Consider the following 15,311-nt stretch of genomic DNA (forward strand, 5'->3'; position numbering starts at 1 on the left):
TGCAAAGAAGGAACCGAAGAAATTCCAATCAAAAATGCCCCGGGGGGTCTTACCCCCCGGGGCATTTTTAGTTAGAGTTCTTTTGGTTCTTTTCTTGCAAGAAAAGAACATAGACACACCTCCGCTTGACAAAGGCGGGGGAATCCGTTTTAATGGAGGTACGACGAACCTGCGACCAAAGGAGGGGACCATGAACCGAAAAAAACAGCGCCATGCCATGCGCATCCTCTGGCTCTGCATCGCGGTGCTGGCGCTCTGTGCGGCGGCGGCGCTGGCGCTGCTGCTGCCGGTGCCCGCCGCCAAGACTGTCCAAATCCCCGGAGACCGGGGCGACATTCCCGCCACCGTGCAGATGCCGTCGGGGCTTTCCCGGGCAGGGGAGGTGCCGGTGGTGGTGCTCTGCCACGGCTTCACCGGCAACCGGGAGGGCGACGGTCATTTCGCTCCTCTGGCCGACGACCTGGCCCAGCGGGGCATTGCCACCGTGCGGCTGGACGTTGCGGGCTGCGGTGACAGTACCGAACCCTACACCGCCTACACCCTGGCCAACATGGCCGCCGATGTGAACGCCGCCATCACCTGGATGCAGCAGGAATACGGCGCCCACGGCCCGGTGGCCCTGGTAGGCCACAGCATGGGCGGGCGGCTGGCCAGCCTCTATCCTCAGATCAGCGCCCGGCAGGGCTACGCTCCCGTGTCGGCGCTGGTGCTCTGGAGCCCCGCCAACGGCACGGGATTGCAGGGCCTGGAATTTTTGAACATCGAGGATTTCAGCCAGGTGGAGGCCCTGGCCGCCGAGGCCAAGGCCAACGGCCAGGTGGGTACCAGATGGGGCGTGGAGATCAGCGCCGCCTTTGTGGAGGAGATGGAACAAAGCGATCCCAACGCCGCCCTGCGGGAAGCGGGATTGCCGGTACTGCTCACCTACAGCGGCCAGGATACCGTCCTGAGCGCCAATACCATCGCGGAAACCGAAGCCGCCGTGGCCAGCCTGCCGGGCAGTACCGTCCTCACCGAACCCTTTGCCCAGGGCAACCATAATTACCAGAACGAGGACGAAACAGTCAACGCACAGCTGGACGAAGACCTCCGCACCGCCACCGCCGATTTCCTGAGCGCTGCTTTGCGGTGAGGGGACTCTTGTTCTTTTCTTGCAAGAAAAGAACCAAAAGAACTCTAACTAAAAATGCCTGGGAGGGTAACACCCTCCCAGGCATTTTTGATTGGAATTTCTTCGGTTCCTTCTTTGCAAAGAAGGAACAAAAGCCCCGCCACAAAAGCATCGCCCCCGTCCGGTTGCGGCTCCGGGCGGGGGCTTGGGGTATCGGTTTGGTGTGAGGAGGAATCATGTTCCAGGGTTCCGGTTGCGGCTCCGTTACCCTGTGCCTATAAAGATACAGGATAACTGCTAAGAAACTATGATGCCGATATGAACATTTTGTAAAATCGGACAGATGTATCAAAAAAATCCCGGCCGCCGCAGCAGCCGGGACATTTTCAAGGCAACAGAGGGATCAGCCGAACATATTGATCAGGATACCGGCCGCCACAGCGGAACCGATAACACCCGCCACGTTGGGGCCCATGGCATGCATGAGCAGGTAGTTGCGGGGATTGTACTCCTGACCGACCTTCTGGCTGACACGGGCGGCCATAGGCACGGCGGAAACACCGGCAGAACCGATGAGGGGGTTGATCTTGCCGCCGGTCACAGCGCACATGACCTTGCCCAGCAGCACGCCGCCCGCGGTGCCCACACCGAAGGCCACCACGCCCAGGACGATGATTTCCACGGTCTGGAGATTCAGGAAGGTGGAGGCGTTGGTGGTGCAGCCGACGGAGAAGCCCAGGAAGATCGTGATGATGTTCATGAGTTCGTTGCCGGCGGTCTTGGTGATACGTTCCACCACGCCGGATTCCTTCATCAGGTTGCCCATCATCAGGCAGCCCACCAGGATGGCGGCGTCAGGCAGCGTCAGGGACACAATGATGGTAACGATGATGGGGAAGAGGATCTTTTCGGTCTTGGAGACCTGGCGCGGCGCCGTCATGATGACCTGACGTTCCTTCTCGGTGGTCAGGGCGCGCATGATGGGCGGCTGGATGACCGGGACCAGCGCCATGTAACAGTAGGCCGCCACCGCAATGGAACCCAGCAGATGAGGCGCCAGACGGGTGGTGACGAAGATGGCCGTGGGGCCGTCGGCACCGCCGATGATGCCGATGGAGGAGGCTTCCTGGTTGGTGAAGCCCAGGATCTTCGCACCGATGAAGGTGAAGAAGATGCCCAGCTGGGCCGCAGCGCCCAGCAGCAGGCTGGACGGACGGGCGATCAGCGGGGTGAAGTCCGTCATGGTGCCGATGCCCAGGAAGATCAAGGGGGGATAGATGCCCAGCTTGACGCCTAAGTAGATGTAGTCCACCATGCCGCCGGAATTGCCCAGCATCTCCCAGTTGATGTGGTTGGTCTCGTTGAGGAAGATCTCGATGTGGAAGATGCCGTCCAGCGGCAGGTTGGTCATCAGCATGCCGAAGCCGATGGGCAGCAGCAGCAGCGGCTCAAACTGCTTCACGATGGCCAGGTACAAAAGCACGCAGGCCACCGCCAGCATGACGGCGTACTTCCAGCCGCCCTCCGCAAAAAAGATCTGCGCCCAGCCGGAGTTGCCGAAAATCTCGGCAATATTGGTAAAAATTGCACCCATTTTCAGCCCTCCTTACATAAACGGCGTGGTGTGTTCCCGCACGCCTGCTTCGCCCCACGCACCGCGGCGGGAGCTCTTGCCGGACGCGACCCGGCGGATGCCCCGGATCACGGCGCCTTCGCCCATCACGCTGGCAACGGCGGCCGAGATCGCGGCGATGATCTCGCCGGGAATGGCGCCGTTGTCCGCCTTCGCAGCCGGGGCGGCGGGCTTGGCGGCCGGTTTCGCCTGAGCCTTCGGCGCGGATTTCTCCGGCTTCGGGGGCTTGGGCTTGTCGGCCTTCTGGTTCATGCTGTCAAAGATCTTGCCTTCCACCGTGATGATCAGGCAAAGGGCAATCAGCATCGCGAAGACCAGCACGATACTGGTCAGCACGACGATGCCGTCGCTGGGCTCCAGCGCCAGCAGTGCAAGGTTGGGCATAGTGAGTTTCCTCCTTTTGGCGTTATACCAATCGCATATTTTGCACAAGCGACATTTGATTGTATTATAGCACAATGTGCATTTTTTTGGTAGATTTTTTTACAAAAAAATTAACAAAGTCTGTACATTGTTGGGCGGGGTGACGGTTGTGCCCCTTTCCAGCATTCGCCAGGGGGCGGCCTCTTTCTTTTTTCGGCCGTTTGTGGTATACTGAACGACGTATGTTTTCCCCGCTTGGTATAGAAAGGGTAGGATTTTTCCCCATGCAGACGTTAAAAACCGTAAACTGGAAACAAATACTCCTCCGGGCTGTGCTGCCCTGTCTGCTGGCTGTGGCCGCCGCGTTCATCGCACGGTATCAGCTGGAACTGTCGGACGGCGTCACCCCCAACTACCTGGCCGGACAGTGGCCCGTCTATGCGCCCCTCAACGCCATGACCGCCTTCTGCCTGACCCTCATCCTCTTCGCCCTCTGCGGCCGCTGGTGGCTGGCCACCGGCATCTCGGGGGTGCTCTTCACCGTGGTGGCCCTCGTCAACTACTACACCCGCGACCTCCACGGCTCCGCTCTCATGCCCCAGGACATCCTCAACCTGGGCACCGCCGCCGAGGTCATGGGCAGCTACACCTTGAAGATCTCCCAGACCGTGGTCACCATCGGCCTGCTGGTGCTGCCGGTGCTGGTCATCAGCGCTGTGCAGTGGTTCCTCGCCAAAGGCGGCCCCCGGCGCGCCAGCTGGAAGGCCCGCGGCGTGCGGGTGGTGGTGTGCGCCCTCTGCATCTTCTGCGTGATGTTCTTCGGCTACTTCGGCCCCAACCCCATCAAGCCCAAGGCCACCTACGGCTGGGCCTGGCAGGAGACTTATTATAAGTACGGGTACTTAGCGGGCACCGTGGAGGCCAGCGCCCTCATGGCAGACCCCATCGTGGAGCCGGAGGATTACTCCGACCAGGCGGCCCAGGACACGGCAAACCTGGTCACCGGCAAGTATGCCACCGCCGAGACCGCCCAGGAATACCCCGACATCGTGCTGATCCTCTCGGAGAGCTTCTACGACTTCGACCTGGTCACCGACCTGCAGGCCGACACCGACATCATGCCGGTGACGAAAAACCTGGAAAACGCCGTCTACGGCCACACGGTCAGCCCCCATGTGGGCGGCGGCACCAACTCCAGCGAGTACGAGATGCTGTCCAGCAACTCGCTGATGCTCATGCCTTCCATCACGCCGTTCAACTGGCTGAACCTCTACGGCGCCAACAGTCTGGTGAGCTACACCAAGAGCCTGGGCTACACCACCATGGCCGCCCATCCCTACACCAACTCCAACTATCGCCGGGATTCCGCCTGGCGGGCCCTGGGCTTCGACGAGACCTACTTCCAGGACGCTTTCCCCACGAAGGAGTATTACGGCGACCGTCCCTACCAGACCGACTCCGCCTCCTACAAGGACTTTGAGGCCCTCTACGAGGCCATGCCGGAGGATCAGCCCCGGTTCGCCTTCCTGGTGTCCATCCAGAGCCACGGCGACTACGATATGAACGACGCCTCCCTGGACATCGTCCATGCGGCCACCGACTACGGCGAGTACGACGAACTCATGGACGAATACTTAAGCTGCATGAAGATGAGCGACGCCGCCGTGGCGGAGCTGATGGATTACTTCACCAACCTGTACAACACCACCGGCCGCAAGGTGGTGGTGGCCCTGGCCGGCGACCATGCCCCCAGCTTCGTGGACCATGTGGCGGACAAGTCCATCGCCCCCCAGAACGAGCTGCAGATCCTGGAGCGCAGCACGCCTTTCTTCATCTGGGCCAACTATCCCCTGGAAAACACCGACGCCGCGGTGAGCGCCACCGATCCGCTGAACCGGATGGACATGGTCATGCTGGCACCCACCATCGCCCAGCAGGCGGGCCTGCCGTTGAGCACCTTCTACCAGTATCTGCTGGAGATGAAGGAGGTCACCCCGGTGGTCACCGGCGCCAACGATTACATGACCCCCGACGGCCACACCGCCGAGTTCGGCGCCGATACCATGCTGGATCAGTGGGTCCACGGGTATCTGAACCTCGAGTACAACAACGTGGGCGCCCATGCCAAACGGGATCAGTCCCTGTTTGATGCCCAGTAAGTTCCTTCTTTGCAAAGAAGGAACCGAAGAAACTCTCATCAAAAAGGCACGGTCATTGACCATGCCTTTTTTATATAAAAAGAAAAGAATGGTTGGGTTGTAGGGCGGGGTCTTGACCCCGCCGGAGAATCTGGCGGTCACGGCAATGTTCCCGGGCGGCCTGTAGGTCGCCCCTGCATCCAACCGAAAAACCGCGGTGCCCGCAAAATCCCGCGGCGGGGAAAAATCCCCGCCCTACATCTCTCTTTCTCCTTTCCATAACGATAAAAAGGCATGGTCACAGGACCGTGCCTTTTTCTATAGAGTTCTTTGCCCCGCTTTCTTGCAAGAAAGCGGGAAGTCTTATTCGCAGAAGTCCTGCAGATACACCGCCGCGCTGCGGCTCATTTCCCGGGAGAAGTCGCTGTCGTACTTGCGCTTGCAGAAGGCTTGCAGATACCGGTCAAACTGGAATTCCGGCACCCCGGCGCCCCGGAGGTTGAAATCCTCCCGCAGTTCCTCCTCGGTGCGGTCGCGGTAGGTGTTCTCGCACACCACCGCTTCCTCCCGGAACCGCACCGGCTTTTGCCGCGTTTTCTGTTGCTCCGTCGGGCGGCCGAAGACCAGCATGCAGGCCGGCACCACCTGGGGCGGCAGGGCCAGCGTTTCCCGCATGGCCTCGGCGTTTTCCAGCACGTCCCCGATGTAGCAGCTGCCGATGCCGAGACTCTCCGCCGCCGTCACGGCGTTCTGGGCCGCGATGCAGGCATCCGCCACCGCCAGCAGCAGATCCCCCGGCCCGGCTTTCCGGGGCGCCTCCACCCCGGCGGCCCGGTAGGCCCGCGGCCACCGGCGGCAGTCCGCCAGAAATACCAGACAGAGTTTCGACTTGGCGATGAAGGGCTGGTGGTCGCAGAGGTCGGCCAGCCGCTCCTTCTGGGCGGGGTCGGTGATGTCCAGGATCGTGTAGAGCTGCTGGTTGCCTGCCGTGGGCGCCTGGAAGGCTGCCTCCAGAATGGCGGCCCGCTCTTCGGCGGTCACCGGCTCGTCGGTGAAGACCCGCACACTTTTGCGGGCGTGCAGCGCCCAGAGAATTTCATTATCCATTGTTTTACGCTCCTTTGCGGTGCAGGAATTTGCCCAGCAGCTTCTGCACCAGACTGTAGACTTCCCGCACGTTGATGGCACACACCACGGCGGTGAGCACCACCACCGGGATGACCCAGGCGGAAAGATTCATCAGGCACCAGATCTCGGCCAGCACCAATACCAGGTTCACCAGCAGCCAGGCGGGGTGGAAGTCGATGCGCAAAAGACCCCGGGTGGAGTAGGCCCGCAGCAGGAATACCAGCAAGAGGCTCAGGAAGCTGGCCGGGGTGACGCCCCAGGGGCCCCACAGCAAAATGAAGATGCCGTTGAGAATCACGTTGAGCACCGCCCCCGCCAGCATGGTGAAGAGGGAACCGGTGGACCGCTTGTAGACCACATACACGCTGTTCAGGAACTGGTTCAGGCAGGTGCACATGGAGCAGAGGGTCAGGAAGGGCACGAAGGTCCAGCCGTCGTAGTATTCCGCTTTAAAAAGGTGCATCATGGGGCGGCAGAGCATGACGACCCCCGCCACGCAGCAGAACATGGCGCAGGCGTAGACCCGGAAAATTTTCGAGAAGAAGGCTTCCCGGTCCTGCTCCTCGGTGACGGCGGAGAGCTGCCATGCCTCGTAGAAGATGCTGCCCATGATGGTGATGACCTGGGGCAGGAAGTACCCGGCGGAGAGCAGGCCCACCCAGTAGTTGCCGCTGCGGCCCTGGTAGTCCTCGCACATGGCCTGGACGAAGAACATGTCGCTGGCGTTGATGATCCAGAAACTGATGGCCGCCGGGATCATGGGCAGACAGTACCGCAGCATCTCGCCCCAGAGGGACTTGTCAAAGGCCTTGGGTTTGCAGTATTTCCTGCAGCCCCCCGCGAAGAAGACGAAGACCATGGAGGTCAGGTCAGCGCAGGCGTTGGCCAGCAGGAAGCCGGTGGCCCCCATCCTGAACCAGCTTAAGAAGATGAGATAGTAGGCCAGCAATGTGCCGGTGGTCATGACGCCGTCGATGGCCACCAGCCGGTTGAGCATCCGCGCCCGGATGAACTGGGTGCACAGCGTCCGCAGACAGCTGGCCAGCACGCAGAGATACAGCCAGGGCAGGTATTCGGCGGCGTTGGGGATGAGCCGCACCAGCGGCATGGCCACCAGCAAAATGGCAAAGCCGGTGAAGATGGTCAGCCCGCCGTTCACAAAGACGCTGTCCTTGCGCACGGCCTTATCCAGCCCGAAGCGGATCACCGCGTAGGAAACCCCCAGGCTCACCACCGGGATCAGCAGGTTGGTGGCCTGCTGCAGCAGGCTGGACACACCCATCACGTCGGGGGAGTCCAGGGCGTAGCTCAGGTAGGGCCGGATGAAAAAGCTCAGCAGTTTGGAGCTGAAGTTGGACAGGGCAAACAGCAGCGTGTTGTTTACCAGGGTCGTGTATTTTTTCTGGGAAGAAGCCAAGAGCAGGACCTCCATGTGGTGCGGCGGATCACCGCAGCAGTTGTTGGCGCCGGCGATAGTCCGGCAGCACCGCCTCCACCGCCGCCCAGAAGGCCGGGCTGTGGTCGGGGTGGGCAAAGTGGCAGAATTCGTGTACCACAACATATTCCTGGGCGGCCGGGGGCGTCACACACAGCCGCCGGCTGAACGCCAGCGTGCCGGTCTTCAGGCTGCAGGAGCCCCACCGGGTGTGCATGTCCCGCACGGCGATGCGGGGAAAGGCACCCCCCGGACAGCTGGCCGCGAACCGGGGATAGTATGCCCGGCAAAGGGCGGTCATCTGCTTAAGGGCCTCCGCCTTGGGGGGCAGGGCCGCGTCCGCCGCCGCATCCCACCGGGCCCGGCGGGCCGCCTTGGCCCGGGCGGCCGCCACCCAGGCGGCCCGGGAGGCCACAAAGGCGTCCACCATCCCGGCGGGCACCCGGGGCGACGCACTGGCCGCCACCGACCCGTCCGCCCGCACCCGCAGGTTGATGTTGCGCACCCGCCGCCGGGTCAGGGTATAGTCGATGCCCGCCGCGTGGCGGATCTCGGTTTTGGTTGGGGCCATGGCGGCGGCCTCCCTTCGGCAGGAATTTCCCCCTATTGTACACGCATCGGACCCAAAGTGCAACCGTCCGTCAGCCGCCCCGCACCGTCTGGATGTACTGCCGGGGCGTCTGGTTGTATTCCGCCTTGAAGGCCCGGTAAAAATTGGCGTAGTCCCCGAAGCCGCAATACTGGCAGACTTCATTCGGCGGCACGCCTCCTGCCAGCAGCTGCTTGGCGTTGAGCAGCCGTTTCTGCAGAATATAGCGGTGCACCGTGGTGCCCACCTGGGCGTCAAACTTGCGCAGCAGGTGGTATTTGCTGATGAAGAATTTCTCCGCCAGCTGGTCCAGCGTCAGTGTCTCGCTGTAGTGCTCGTTGATGTAGTGCAGCACCGCGTCCACCACCTGGTCGCTGCTGCCCATGGGCCGGGCGTCCCCCCGCTCGGCGGCGGCCCGGTTCAGCCCGATCATCAGATCCACCAGCGCCCCCTGGGCCAAAAGGTCGCTGCCGTACTCCTTGGAGGTGCGCAGCGTGCACAGCCGGTCGATGGACGCCCGCATCTGGGCCCCCGCCGCCCCCGGCAGCCGCAGGAGGTTGGTGTGGTTGGCCACGCTGGTGTCAAAGCAGCGGGTCAGGCTGGTGCGCGGCGTGGACAGATGCTCCAGATACGGCCGGGCAATCCACAGAACGAACCGCTCGTAGGCGTCCACGTCGGTGACGATCCGCGCCTGGTGCAGCTCCAGGGGACTGGTGAGCATCCAGTCCCCCGGACGCATGCGGTAGATGTGGTTTTCCACGATGTATTCCACCCGGCCGCGCAGCAAAAGATAGACCTCGTAGAAATCGTGGTGGTGCAGCTCCACCTCGTTCATGTAGGTGGAGCGGTAGCGGTAGATCTCGTAGTCCGAAGCGATCATCGTCTGACGCCGGGTATAGGGGTTGTAATGGGACCCTGCCATGCGGTTTTTCCCCCTTTTGGGCGGTCTTTTGTATCTATAGTATACTTTACCGCAACTTTTACAATCTTTCAAGCAATCTCGGCCATTTTCCTAATAAAAATTGCGATGTATACTGAAATCAACGCGGATGGGAATGAATCCATCCTCCACGCACCCAAAAAAAGGAGTCAATCACTATGCAGATGAATGCCTCTTCCATCGTCAACCAGAAAGCCGAGTGGGAAAAGCTGGGCGTCAAACTGCCCCAGTTCGACCACGCCGCCATGACCGCCGCCACCAAGGAACACCCCATCTGGGTGCATTTTGGCGCCGGCAACATCTTCCGCGGTTTCATCGCCGCTTTGCAGCAGAAGCTGCTCAACGCCGGGGAAGCTGACCGCGGCATCATCGCAGCCGATACCTTCGACTACGACATCATCGACAAGATCTACACCCCCTACGACAACCTGACCATGATGGTCACCCTGAACCCCGACGGCTCCACCAGCCGTGAGATCATCGGTTCCGTGGCCGAGGGCCTGCGCGCCGACTCCTCCGACGCCGCCATGATGGCCCGCTTCAAGGAGATCTTCACCGATCCCGGCCTGCAGATGATCTCCTTCACCATCACCGAGAAGGGCTACGCCCTCTACCGTCCGGACGGCAGCCTGATGCCCGTGGTCCAGGCCGATATGGACGAGGGCCCCGCCCATGCCCGCCATGCCATGAGCATGGTGGCCGCCCTGCTCTTCGAGCGTTTCAACGCCGGCAAGTATCCTCTGGCTGTCGTGTCCATGGACAACTGCTCCCACAATGGTGAGAAGCTGCAGTCCAGCGTCATGACCGTGGCCAAGGCCTGGGCCGAGAAGGGCTTCGTGGGTCAGGACTTCATCGACTACCTCACCGACGAGAGCAAGATCACCTTCCCCTGGTCCATGATCGACAAGATCACCCCGCGCCCCCACAAGATCGTGGAGGAGTCCCTGGCCAAGGACGGCATCGAGGATATGGCCCCCATCGTCACCAGCAAGAACACCTTCATTGCGGCCTTCGTCAACGCCGAGCGCCCGCAGTACCTGGTGGTGGAGGACAAGTTCCCCAACGGCCGTCCGGCTCTGGAGAAGGCCGGCGTCTACATGACCGACCGCGAGACCGTCAACAAGACCGAGCGGATGAAGGTCACCACCTGCCTGAACCCCCTGCACACCGCCATGAGCGTTTACGGCTGCATGCTGGGCTACACCCTCATCTGCGATGAGATGAAGGACGCCGACATCGTCGCCCTCATCAAGCGCCTGGGCTATGTGGAAGGTCTGCCCGTGGTGGTCAACCCCGGCATCCTGGAGCCCAAGGCCTTCATCGACGAGGTCGTGGAGCAGCGCCTGCCCAACCCCTTCATGCCCGACGCCCCCCAGCGTATCGCCACCGATACCTCCCAGAAGGTGGGCATCCGCTTCGGCGAGACCATCAAGAGCTACATCGCCGAGGGCCGCGACCTGAACACCCTGGTGTCCATTCCTCTGGCCATCGCGGGCTGGCTGCGCTACCTGCTGGCCGTGGATGACAACGGCAACGCCTTTGAAGTCTCCGCCGATCCCCTGAAGGACGATCTGCAGGCCAAGCTGGCCGGCATCGAGGTGGGCAAGCCCGAGACCTACCAGGGTCAGCTGAAGGCCATCCTGGCCAACGCCTCCATCTTCGGCACCGATCTGACCAAGACCGTCCTGGCCGACAAGATCGAGCAGTATTTTGTGGCCGAGCTGGCCGGCCCCGGCGCTGTTCGCAAAACTCTCCACGACGCCCTGAACTAAGGCCTGCGGCCCTCAAAGAGGGGAACAGTCCCGCACGGCAATTGCCTGACGGGCCTATTCCCCCCTTTGGATTCCCCCTCGACAAAATTGTACCCAAAACCGCGCACTCGGCCTGCGGGCCTCGCACACAATTTTGGGCACAATTTCCCTGTCGGTGTCGCGGCCGTCGGCGCATGTCCGCCGACCGCGACGGAACAAGAAAATCCCGGCAATGCCGGTTACAAACGAATCTCTTTTGCAAGTAAACTACAAGGAGGTCTTTTATGTCCATGAAAATGGGTTGGCGCTGGTACGGTGAGGGCAACGATCCCATCACCCTCGGCGACATCAAGCAGATCCCCGGTGTCGAGAGCATCGTCTGGGCGCTGCACAGCAAGATGCCCGGCGAGATCTGGGAAGAGGACGAGATCAAGGAAGCCGTGGAGCACATCCAGTCCTACGGATTCAGCGCCGAAGTGGTGGAATCCGTCAACGTCCACGACGACATCAAGATCGGTCTGCCCAGCCGCGACCAGCTGATCGAGAACTACAAGCAGTGCATCCGCAACCTGTCCAAGTACGGTGTGAAGACCATCTGCTACAACTTCATGCCCATCTTTGACTGGACCCGCACCGACCTGTTCCATCCCGTCGGCGACGGTTCCACCGCCCTGTTCTACCAGAAGGACATGATCCAGGATGACTACAAGGCCATGGCCGACTACATCCTGAACTTCACCGAGAAGTATCACATGACCTTCCCGGGCTGGGAGCCGGAACGCATGGCCAAGCTGGACGAGCTGTTCAAGGCCTACGCCCCCGTCACCAAGGAGAAGCTGTGGGAGAACCTGAAGTATTTCCTGGAAGCCATCATGCCCACCTGCCACGAGTGCGATGTCAAGATGGCCATCCACATGGATGATCCCCCGTGGGACATCTTCGGCCTGCCCCGTCTGCTCACCGACGCCGAGGCCATCGACCGCTTCCTGACCATGGTGGACGATCCCTACAACTGCCTGACGCTCTGCTCCGGCAGCCTGAACGCCAACCCCAACAACAACGTGGCGGCCATCGTGCGCAAGCACTGCGACCGCATCCCGTTCGCCCATATCCGGAACATCCATCATTTCCCCAACGGCGATTTCAGCGAGGCCGCCCACCGCGATTGCTGCGGCGAGACCGGCATCATCGAAATTCTCCGCGCCTACCATGACTGCGGCTTCGACGGCGTCATCCGCCCCGACCATGGCCGTCAGCTCTGGGAGGAAGGCCCCGGTAACTGCCGCCCCGGCTACGGCAAGTATGACCGTGCCCTGGGCATCCAGTATATGCTGGGCGTCTGGGATCTCCTCGACCGCCTGGACGAGGAGAAGGCCAAGGCCTGATTGTGCGCCTTTGTTCCTTCTTTGCAAAGAAGGAACCGAAGAAATTCCAATCAAAAATGCCTGGGAGGGTAACACCCTCCCAGGCATTTTTAGTTAGAGTTCTTTTGGTTCTTTTCTTGCAAGAAAAGAACGAAGCTCACACCGCGCCGTAGATGCCCTGTACCGACACTTCGCCGGTAAAGACATGCACTTCGCCGTTTTCGCCTTCCACCACCAGGCGTCCCTCCTCGTCCACGTCCACCGCGGTCCCGGCGCCGCCGTCGTAGGTCACCCGGCGTCCCAGGTTGATGCACCGGGCCTTGTACCGTTCCCGGTAGGGGGCAAACCCCTCCACCTCATAGGTGTACAGCGCCCGGTCAAACCCGAAATCCGTCATGTACTGGGCCAGCCATTCGGGGTCCACGTCCAGGTCCACCGCCACGCCCTGCAGGGCAAGGCTGGTGCCGTGGGGCAGTCCCGCCGCGTCAAAATAGGCCTGGTCCTGGGCCAGATTGATGCCGATGCCCGACAACACACTGTGCCCGTCGGGGGCGCCCTCACAGAGGATGCCCACCACTTTTTTGCCGTTCAGCAAAAGGTCGTTGGGCCACTTGATCTGGCACTGCACGCCGTAGCGCTGCTCCAGGGCATCCGCCACCGCCAGACTGGAAAAGAGCGGCAGGGTAGAGGGCTGCGCCAGCGGCGTTTTGAGCACCACCGTGTAATACAGCGCCTTGCCCGGGGCGTCCACCCACTGGCGGCCCAGCCGTCCCCGGCCTGCCGTCTGGCTGGTGGTGTACACCGCCCCGATGGGCCCGAACCGGTCCAGATGGGCCTTCGCCCAGGTATTGGTGCTGTCCGCTTCGGGCAGATACAGAACACTCTCGTTCAAAATGCAGGCACCCTCTTCCATCCGAAAGAACATTGTCCGTCCTGGATCTCCAGCACGCCGTAGCTGCCGCCGTCCCGCAGACTCCCCGGATTGAACACCGTGGCCGTCACGCCCTGGCCCCGCTCCAGTGCCCGCATATGGGTGTGCCCGAACAGCGCTACGTCGGCGCCCCGGGCCGCGGCACTCTCCGCCAGCTGCTCATACCCCATCTTCACACCGTACCGGTGCCCGTGGGTGTAGAAAAACAACAGCCCCCCAAAAGGCACCAGCCCCTCGATGGGATCCTCGTACCCCGTGTCGCAGTTGCCCGCCACCCGGTAGATGGGATAGGGGACCGGCGTTTTCCGCAGCTGCAGCGCCGCGTTCAGATCATACAACCCGTCGCCCAGAAAAAACAGCGCGTCGGCGGTCTCGTTCTGCAGCACCCAACGCAGGTCCCGCAGCCGCCCGTGCACGTCGCTGATGACAAGAATTTTCGTTGTATCGGACATGGAGAATGAACCTTTCTGGATAAAAGTAAAAAATTCGCACCGCGGGGGTTCGGGCACCCCCGAATTTGCAGTGGAGAATCGGAAAAACCGATGGAAAAACAGTCTCTCCAGGCGTTTTTCCCGGTTTTTTCGATTCGACTTCTTCTTTGGGGGTCTCGGGGGCGTGCAGCCCCAGAGCCGTGCCCCGCGCCTCGGAAGTAGCGGCGCGTTTTTCCGCCGCTTTTTGCGCGCTCAAAAAGCGGCATCTAAAGGCAGCGCGGATGTTCTGTGTTGTTTCTCTTCTTTCTTTGCAAAGAAAGAAGCAAAGAAACTCTCACGCTTTGGCGATGAGTTCCTTGTAAATCTCTCCCTTGGAGAAGGGCGTGCCCGCGGCCGCCTGCTTCGTCGCTGCCGAGGGCGGCATGCCCCCCGCCAGCAGCGCTTTCGCCGCCGCTACCACGTCCTCCTTGGTGGGCTCGGCCTCCGTGGCCGCCGCGGCAGGGTCCGCCCCCGCCACCACCAGCACGTACTCTCCCCGCGGGTCGTGGTCTTTATAGTAGGCTGCCGCTTCCCCCAGGGTGGTCTTGACGATCTCCTCGTGGAGCTTGGTCAGCTCCCGGCACAGACTCACCGGCCGGTCGGCCCCGAACGCCGCCGTCAGGTCCTCCAGCGTGCCCCGCAGCTTGTGGGGCGCTTCATAGAACAGTATGGTCCGGGTCTCCCCCTGCAAAGCAGCCAGCCGCTCCCGCCGCTCCCGCTTGGGCACCGGCAGAAATCCCTCAAAGACGAACCGCGCCGTGGGCTGCCCGCTGGCCGCCAGCGCCGTGATGCAGGCCGATGCCCCCGGCACCGGCACCACCCGGATCCCCCGGGCATGGGCTTCGGCTACGATCTGCTCGCCGGGATCGCTGATGCAGGGCATCCCCGCGTCACTGCACAGGGCGCAGTCTTCCCCCGCCTCGATGCGCTGCAGGATCGCCTCGCCGTGGTGCAGGGCGTGCTCATAGTAACTCACCAGCGGCTTTTTCAGCCCCAGATGGTTCAGCAGCCGCAGCGTCACGCGGGTATCCTCGGCGGCCACAAAATCCACCGCCCCGAACGTGGCCGCCACCCGCGGCGGCATGTCGTCCAGATTGCCGATGGGCGTCGCCACCAGATACAATGTCCCGGCCAAAACAAGGCCCCCTTTGTTTCTATAATATTCTATTATATCGAACCGGGACACCGTTGGCAAGGCAGCCGCCGAGACTTAAGAAAATAAACTGTACGCCATCTGCGGACGAAGAAAGCGGGGTAAGCACAAAAGAAAATGAAGTTTTTCTTCGGCATCCTGCCCAAAAACGGTGGAAAACCGCCGCCGCCGGACAGGCAAGGCTCCAAAAAAAGGCAAAAACGGCAATTTTGACTTGACCCGGCGCATAGGGTGTGGTAGCATAAGCGCAACGAAACAAACGGCAAAGGCGCCGGACAGAAGAAATTCTGTCCGGCGCTTTTTTC

The 15,311-nt window shown here is 61.6% G+C and carries 13 protein-coding genes; 4 read left to right on the forward strand and 9 right to left on the reverse strand.

Features of this window, described 5'->3' with window-relative positions:
• Positions 1-190 precede the first annotated feature (190 nt).
• On the forward strand, positions 191-1,132 hold the full coding sequence (locus NQ490_RS07435; RefSeq protein ID WP_050764747.1) for an alpha/beta hydrolase: 942 nt from the start codon (positions 191-193) through the stop codon (positions 1,130-1,132).
• Between the two features lie 382 nt (positions 1,133-1,514).
• On the opposite strand, the gene NQ490_RS07440 is transcribed toward NQ490_RS07435, so the two are convergent.
• On the reverse strand, positions 1,515-2,705 hold the full coding sequence (locus NQ490_RS07440) for a sodium ion-translocating decarboxylase subunit beta (protein WP_007048773.1): 1,191 nt from the start codon (positions 2,703-2,705) through the stop codon (positions 1,515-1,517).
• Between the two features lie 12 nt (positions 2,706-2,717).
• Positions 2,718-3,128 carry an OadG family transporter subunit gene (locus NQ490_RS07445; RefSeq protein WP_259951732.1) on the reverse strand — a complete coding sequence of 137 codons (411 nt, stop codon included), beginning with the start codon at positions 3,126-3,128 and terminating at the stop codon, positions 2,718-2,720.
• A gap of 263 nt (positions 3,129-3,391) precedes the next feature.
• Between NQ490_RS07445 and NQ490_RS07450 the strand changes: the two genes are divergently transcribed.
• Positions 3,392-5,266 carry an LTA synthase family protein gene (locus NQ490_RS07450; protein ID WP_040918989.1) on the forward strand — a complete coding sequence of 625 codons (1,875 nt, stop codon included), beginning with the start codon at positions 3,392-3,394 and terminating at the stop codon, positions 5,264-5,266.
• A 342-nt stretch (positions 5,267-5,608) separates the two neighbouring features.
• Here the strand turns inward: NQ490_RS07450 and NQ490_RS07455 are convergent, their stop codons facing one another.
• The 4 genes from NQ490_RS07455 to NQ490_RS07470 all read right to left on the reverse strand — a co-directional run bounded on the left by NQ490_RS07455 (position 5,609) and on the right by NQ490_RS07470 (position 9,319).
• The gene (locus NQ490_RS07455; RefSeq protein ID WP_007048768.1) at positions 5,609-6,352 is read right to left on the reverse strand and encodes a nitroreductase family protein; all 744 of its coding nucleotides are present in this window, start codon (positions 6,350-6,352) and stop codon (positions 5,609-5,611) included.
• Positions 6,353-6,356: 4 nt separating this feature from the next.
• Entirely contained in the window at positions 6,357-7,790 is a 1,434-nt protein-coding gene (locus tag NQ490_RS07460; protein ID WP_050764764.1) for a lipopolysaccharide biosynthesis protein, read from the reverse strand.
• Between the two features lie 28 nt (positions 7,791-7,818).
• The gene (locus NQ490_RS07465) at positions 7,819-8,379 is read right to left on the reverse strand and encodes a M48 metallopeptidase family protein (RefSeq protein ID WP_259951733.1); all 561 of its coding nucleotides are present in this window, start codon (positions 8,377-8,379) and stop codon (positions 7,819-7,821) included.
• Between the two features lie 70 nt (positions 8,380-8,449).
• On the reverse strand, positions 8,450-9,319 hold the full coding sequence (locus tag NQ490_RS07470; RefSeq protein ID WP_040918992.1) for an AraC family transcriptional regulator: 870 nt from the start codon (positions 9,317-9,319) through the stop codon (positions 8,450-8,452).
• Between the two features lie 176 nt (positions 9,320-9,495).
• Here NQ490_RS07470 and NQ490_RS07475 point away from each other — a divergent pair, with 176 nt between their 5' ends.
• The gene (locus NQ490_RS07475; protein WP_007048776.1) at positions 9,496-11,109 is read left to right on the forward strand and encodes a mannitol dehydrogenase family protein; all 1,614 of its coding nucleotides are present in this window, start codon (positions 9,496-9,498) and stop codon (positions 11,107-11,109) included.
• Positions 11,110-11,372: 263 nt separating this feature from the next.
• Positions 11,373-12,473, forward strand: coding sequence for a mannonate dehydratase (locus tag NQ490_RS07480; RefSeq protein WP_007048775.1), 1,101 nt, complete (start codon positions 11,373-11,375; stop codon positions 12,471-12,473).
• Positions 12,474-12,609: 136 nt separating this feature from the next.
• On the opposite strand, the gene NQ490_RS07485 is transcribed toward NQ490_RS07480, so the two are convergent.
• The 3 genes from NQ490_RS07485 to rsmI form a co-directional block, all read right to left on the reverse strand.
• A complete protein-coding gene (locus NQ490_RS07485) occupies positions 12,610-13,344 on the reverse strand; it encodes a biotin--[acetyl-CoA-carboxylase] ligase (RefSeq protein ID WP_242655010.1) in 735 nt (244 codons plus the stop codon).
• Positions 13,341-13,835, reverse strand: a complete 495-nt coding sequence (locus NQ490_RS07490) for a metallophosphoesterase family protein (RefSeq protein WP_007047873.1) — start codon at positions 13,833-13,835, stop codon at positions 13,341-13,343. Before NQ490_RS07490 ends, NQ490_RS07485 begins: the two co-directional genes overlap by 4 nt.
• Positions 13,836-14,148: 313 nt before the next feature.
• A complete protein-coding gene (rsmI, locus tag NQ490_RS07495; protein ID WP_259951734.1) occupies positions 14,149-14,988 on the reverse strand; it encodes a 16S rRNA (cytidine(1402)-2'-O)-methyltransferase in 840 nt (279 codons plus the stop codon).
• Positions 14,989-15,311 lie beyond the last annotated feature (323 nt).

This window comes from Subdoligranulum variabile (genome assembly GCF_025152575.1).
Lineage (GTDB): Bacteria > Bacillota > Clostridia > Oscillospirales > Ruminococcaceae > Gemmiger > Gemmiger variabilis.

What these genes read in the sequence shown, in the direction of transcription:
- NQ490_RS07445 (WP_259951732.1), bottom strand. Translation starts at nt 3,128, where the DNA reads ATGCCCAACCTTGCACTGCTGGCGCTGGAGCCCAGCGACGGCATCGTC.
- NQ490_RS07470 (WP_040918992.1), bottom strand. Translation starts at nt 9,319, where the DNA reads ATGGCAGGGTCCCATTACAACCCCTATACCCGGCGTCAGACGATGATC.
- NQ490_RS07450 (WP_040918989.1), top strand. Translation starts at nt 3,392, where the DNA reads ATGCAGACGTTAAAAACCGTAAACTGGAAACAAATACTCCTCCGGGCT.
- NQ490_RS07475 (WP_007048776.1), top strand. Translation starts at nt 9,496, where the DNA reads ATGCAGATGAATGCCTCTTCCATCGTCAACCAGAAAGCCGAGTGGGAA.
- NQ490_RS07455 (WP_007048768.1), bottom strand. Translation starts at nt 6,352, where the DNA reads ATGGATAATGAAATTCTCTGGGCGCTGCACGCCCGCAAAAGTGTGCGG.
- NQ490_RS07480 (WP_007048775.1), top strand. Translation starts at nt 11,373, where the DNA reads ATGTCCATGAAAATGGGTTGGCGCTGGTACGGTGAGGGCAACGATCCC.
- NQ490_RS07435 (WP_050764747.1), top strand. Translation starts at nt 191, where the DNA reads ATGAACCGAAAAAAACAGCGCCATGCCATGCGCATCCTCTGGCTCTGC.
- NQ490_RS07490 (WP_007047873.1), bottom strand. Translation starts at nt 13,835, where the DNA reads ATGTCCGATACAACGAAAATTCTTGTCATCAGCGACGTGCACGGGCGG.
- NQ490_RS07440 (WP_007048773.1), bottom strand. Translation starts at nt 2,705, where the DNA reads ATGGGTGCAATTTTTACCAATATTGCCGAGATTTTCGGCAACTCCGGC.
- NQ490_RS07465 (WP_259951733.1), bottom strand. Translation starts at nt 8,379, where the DNA reads ATGGCCCCAACCAAAACCGAGATCCGCCACGCGGCGGGCATCGACTAT.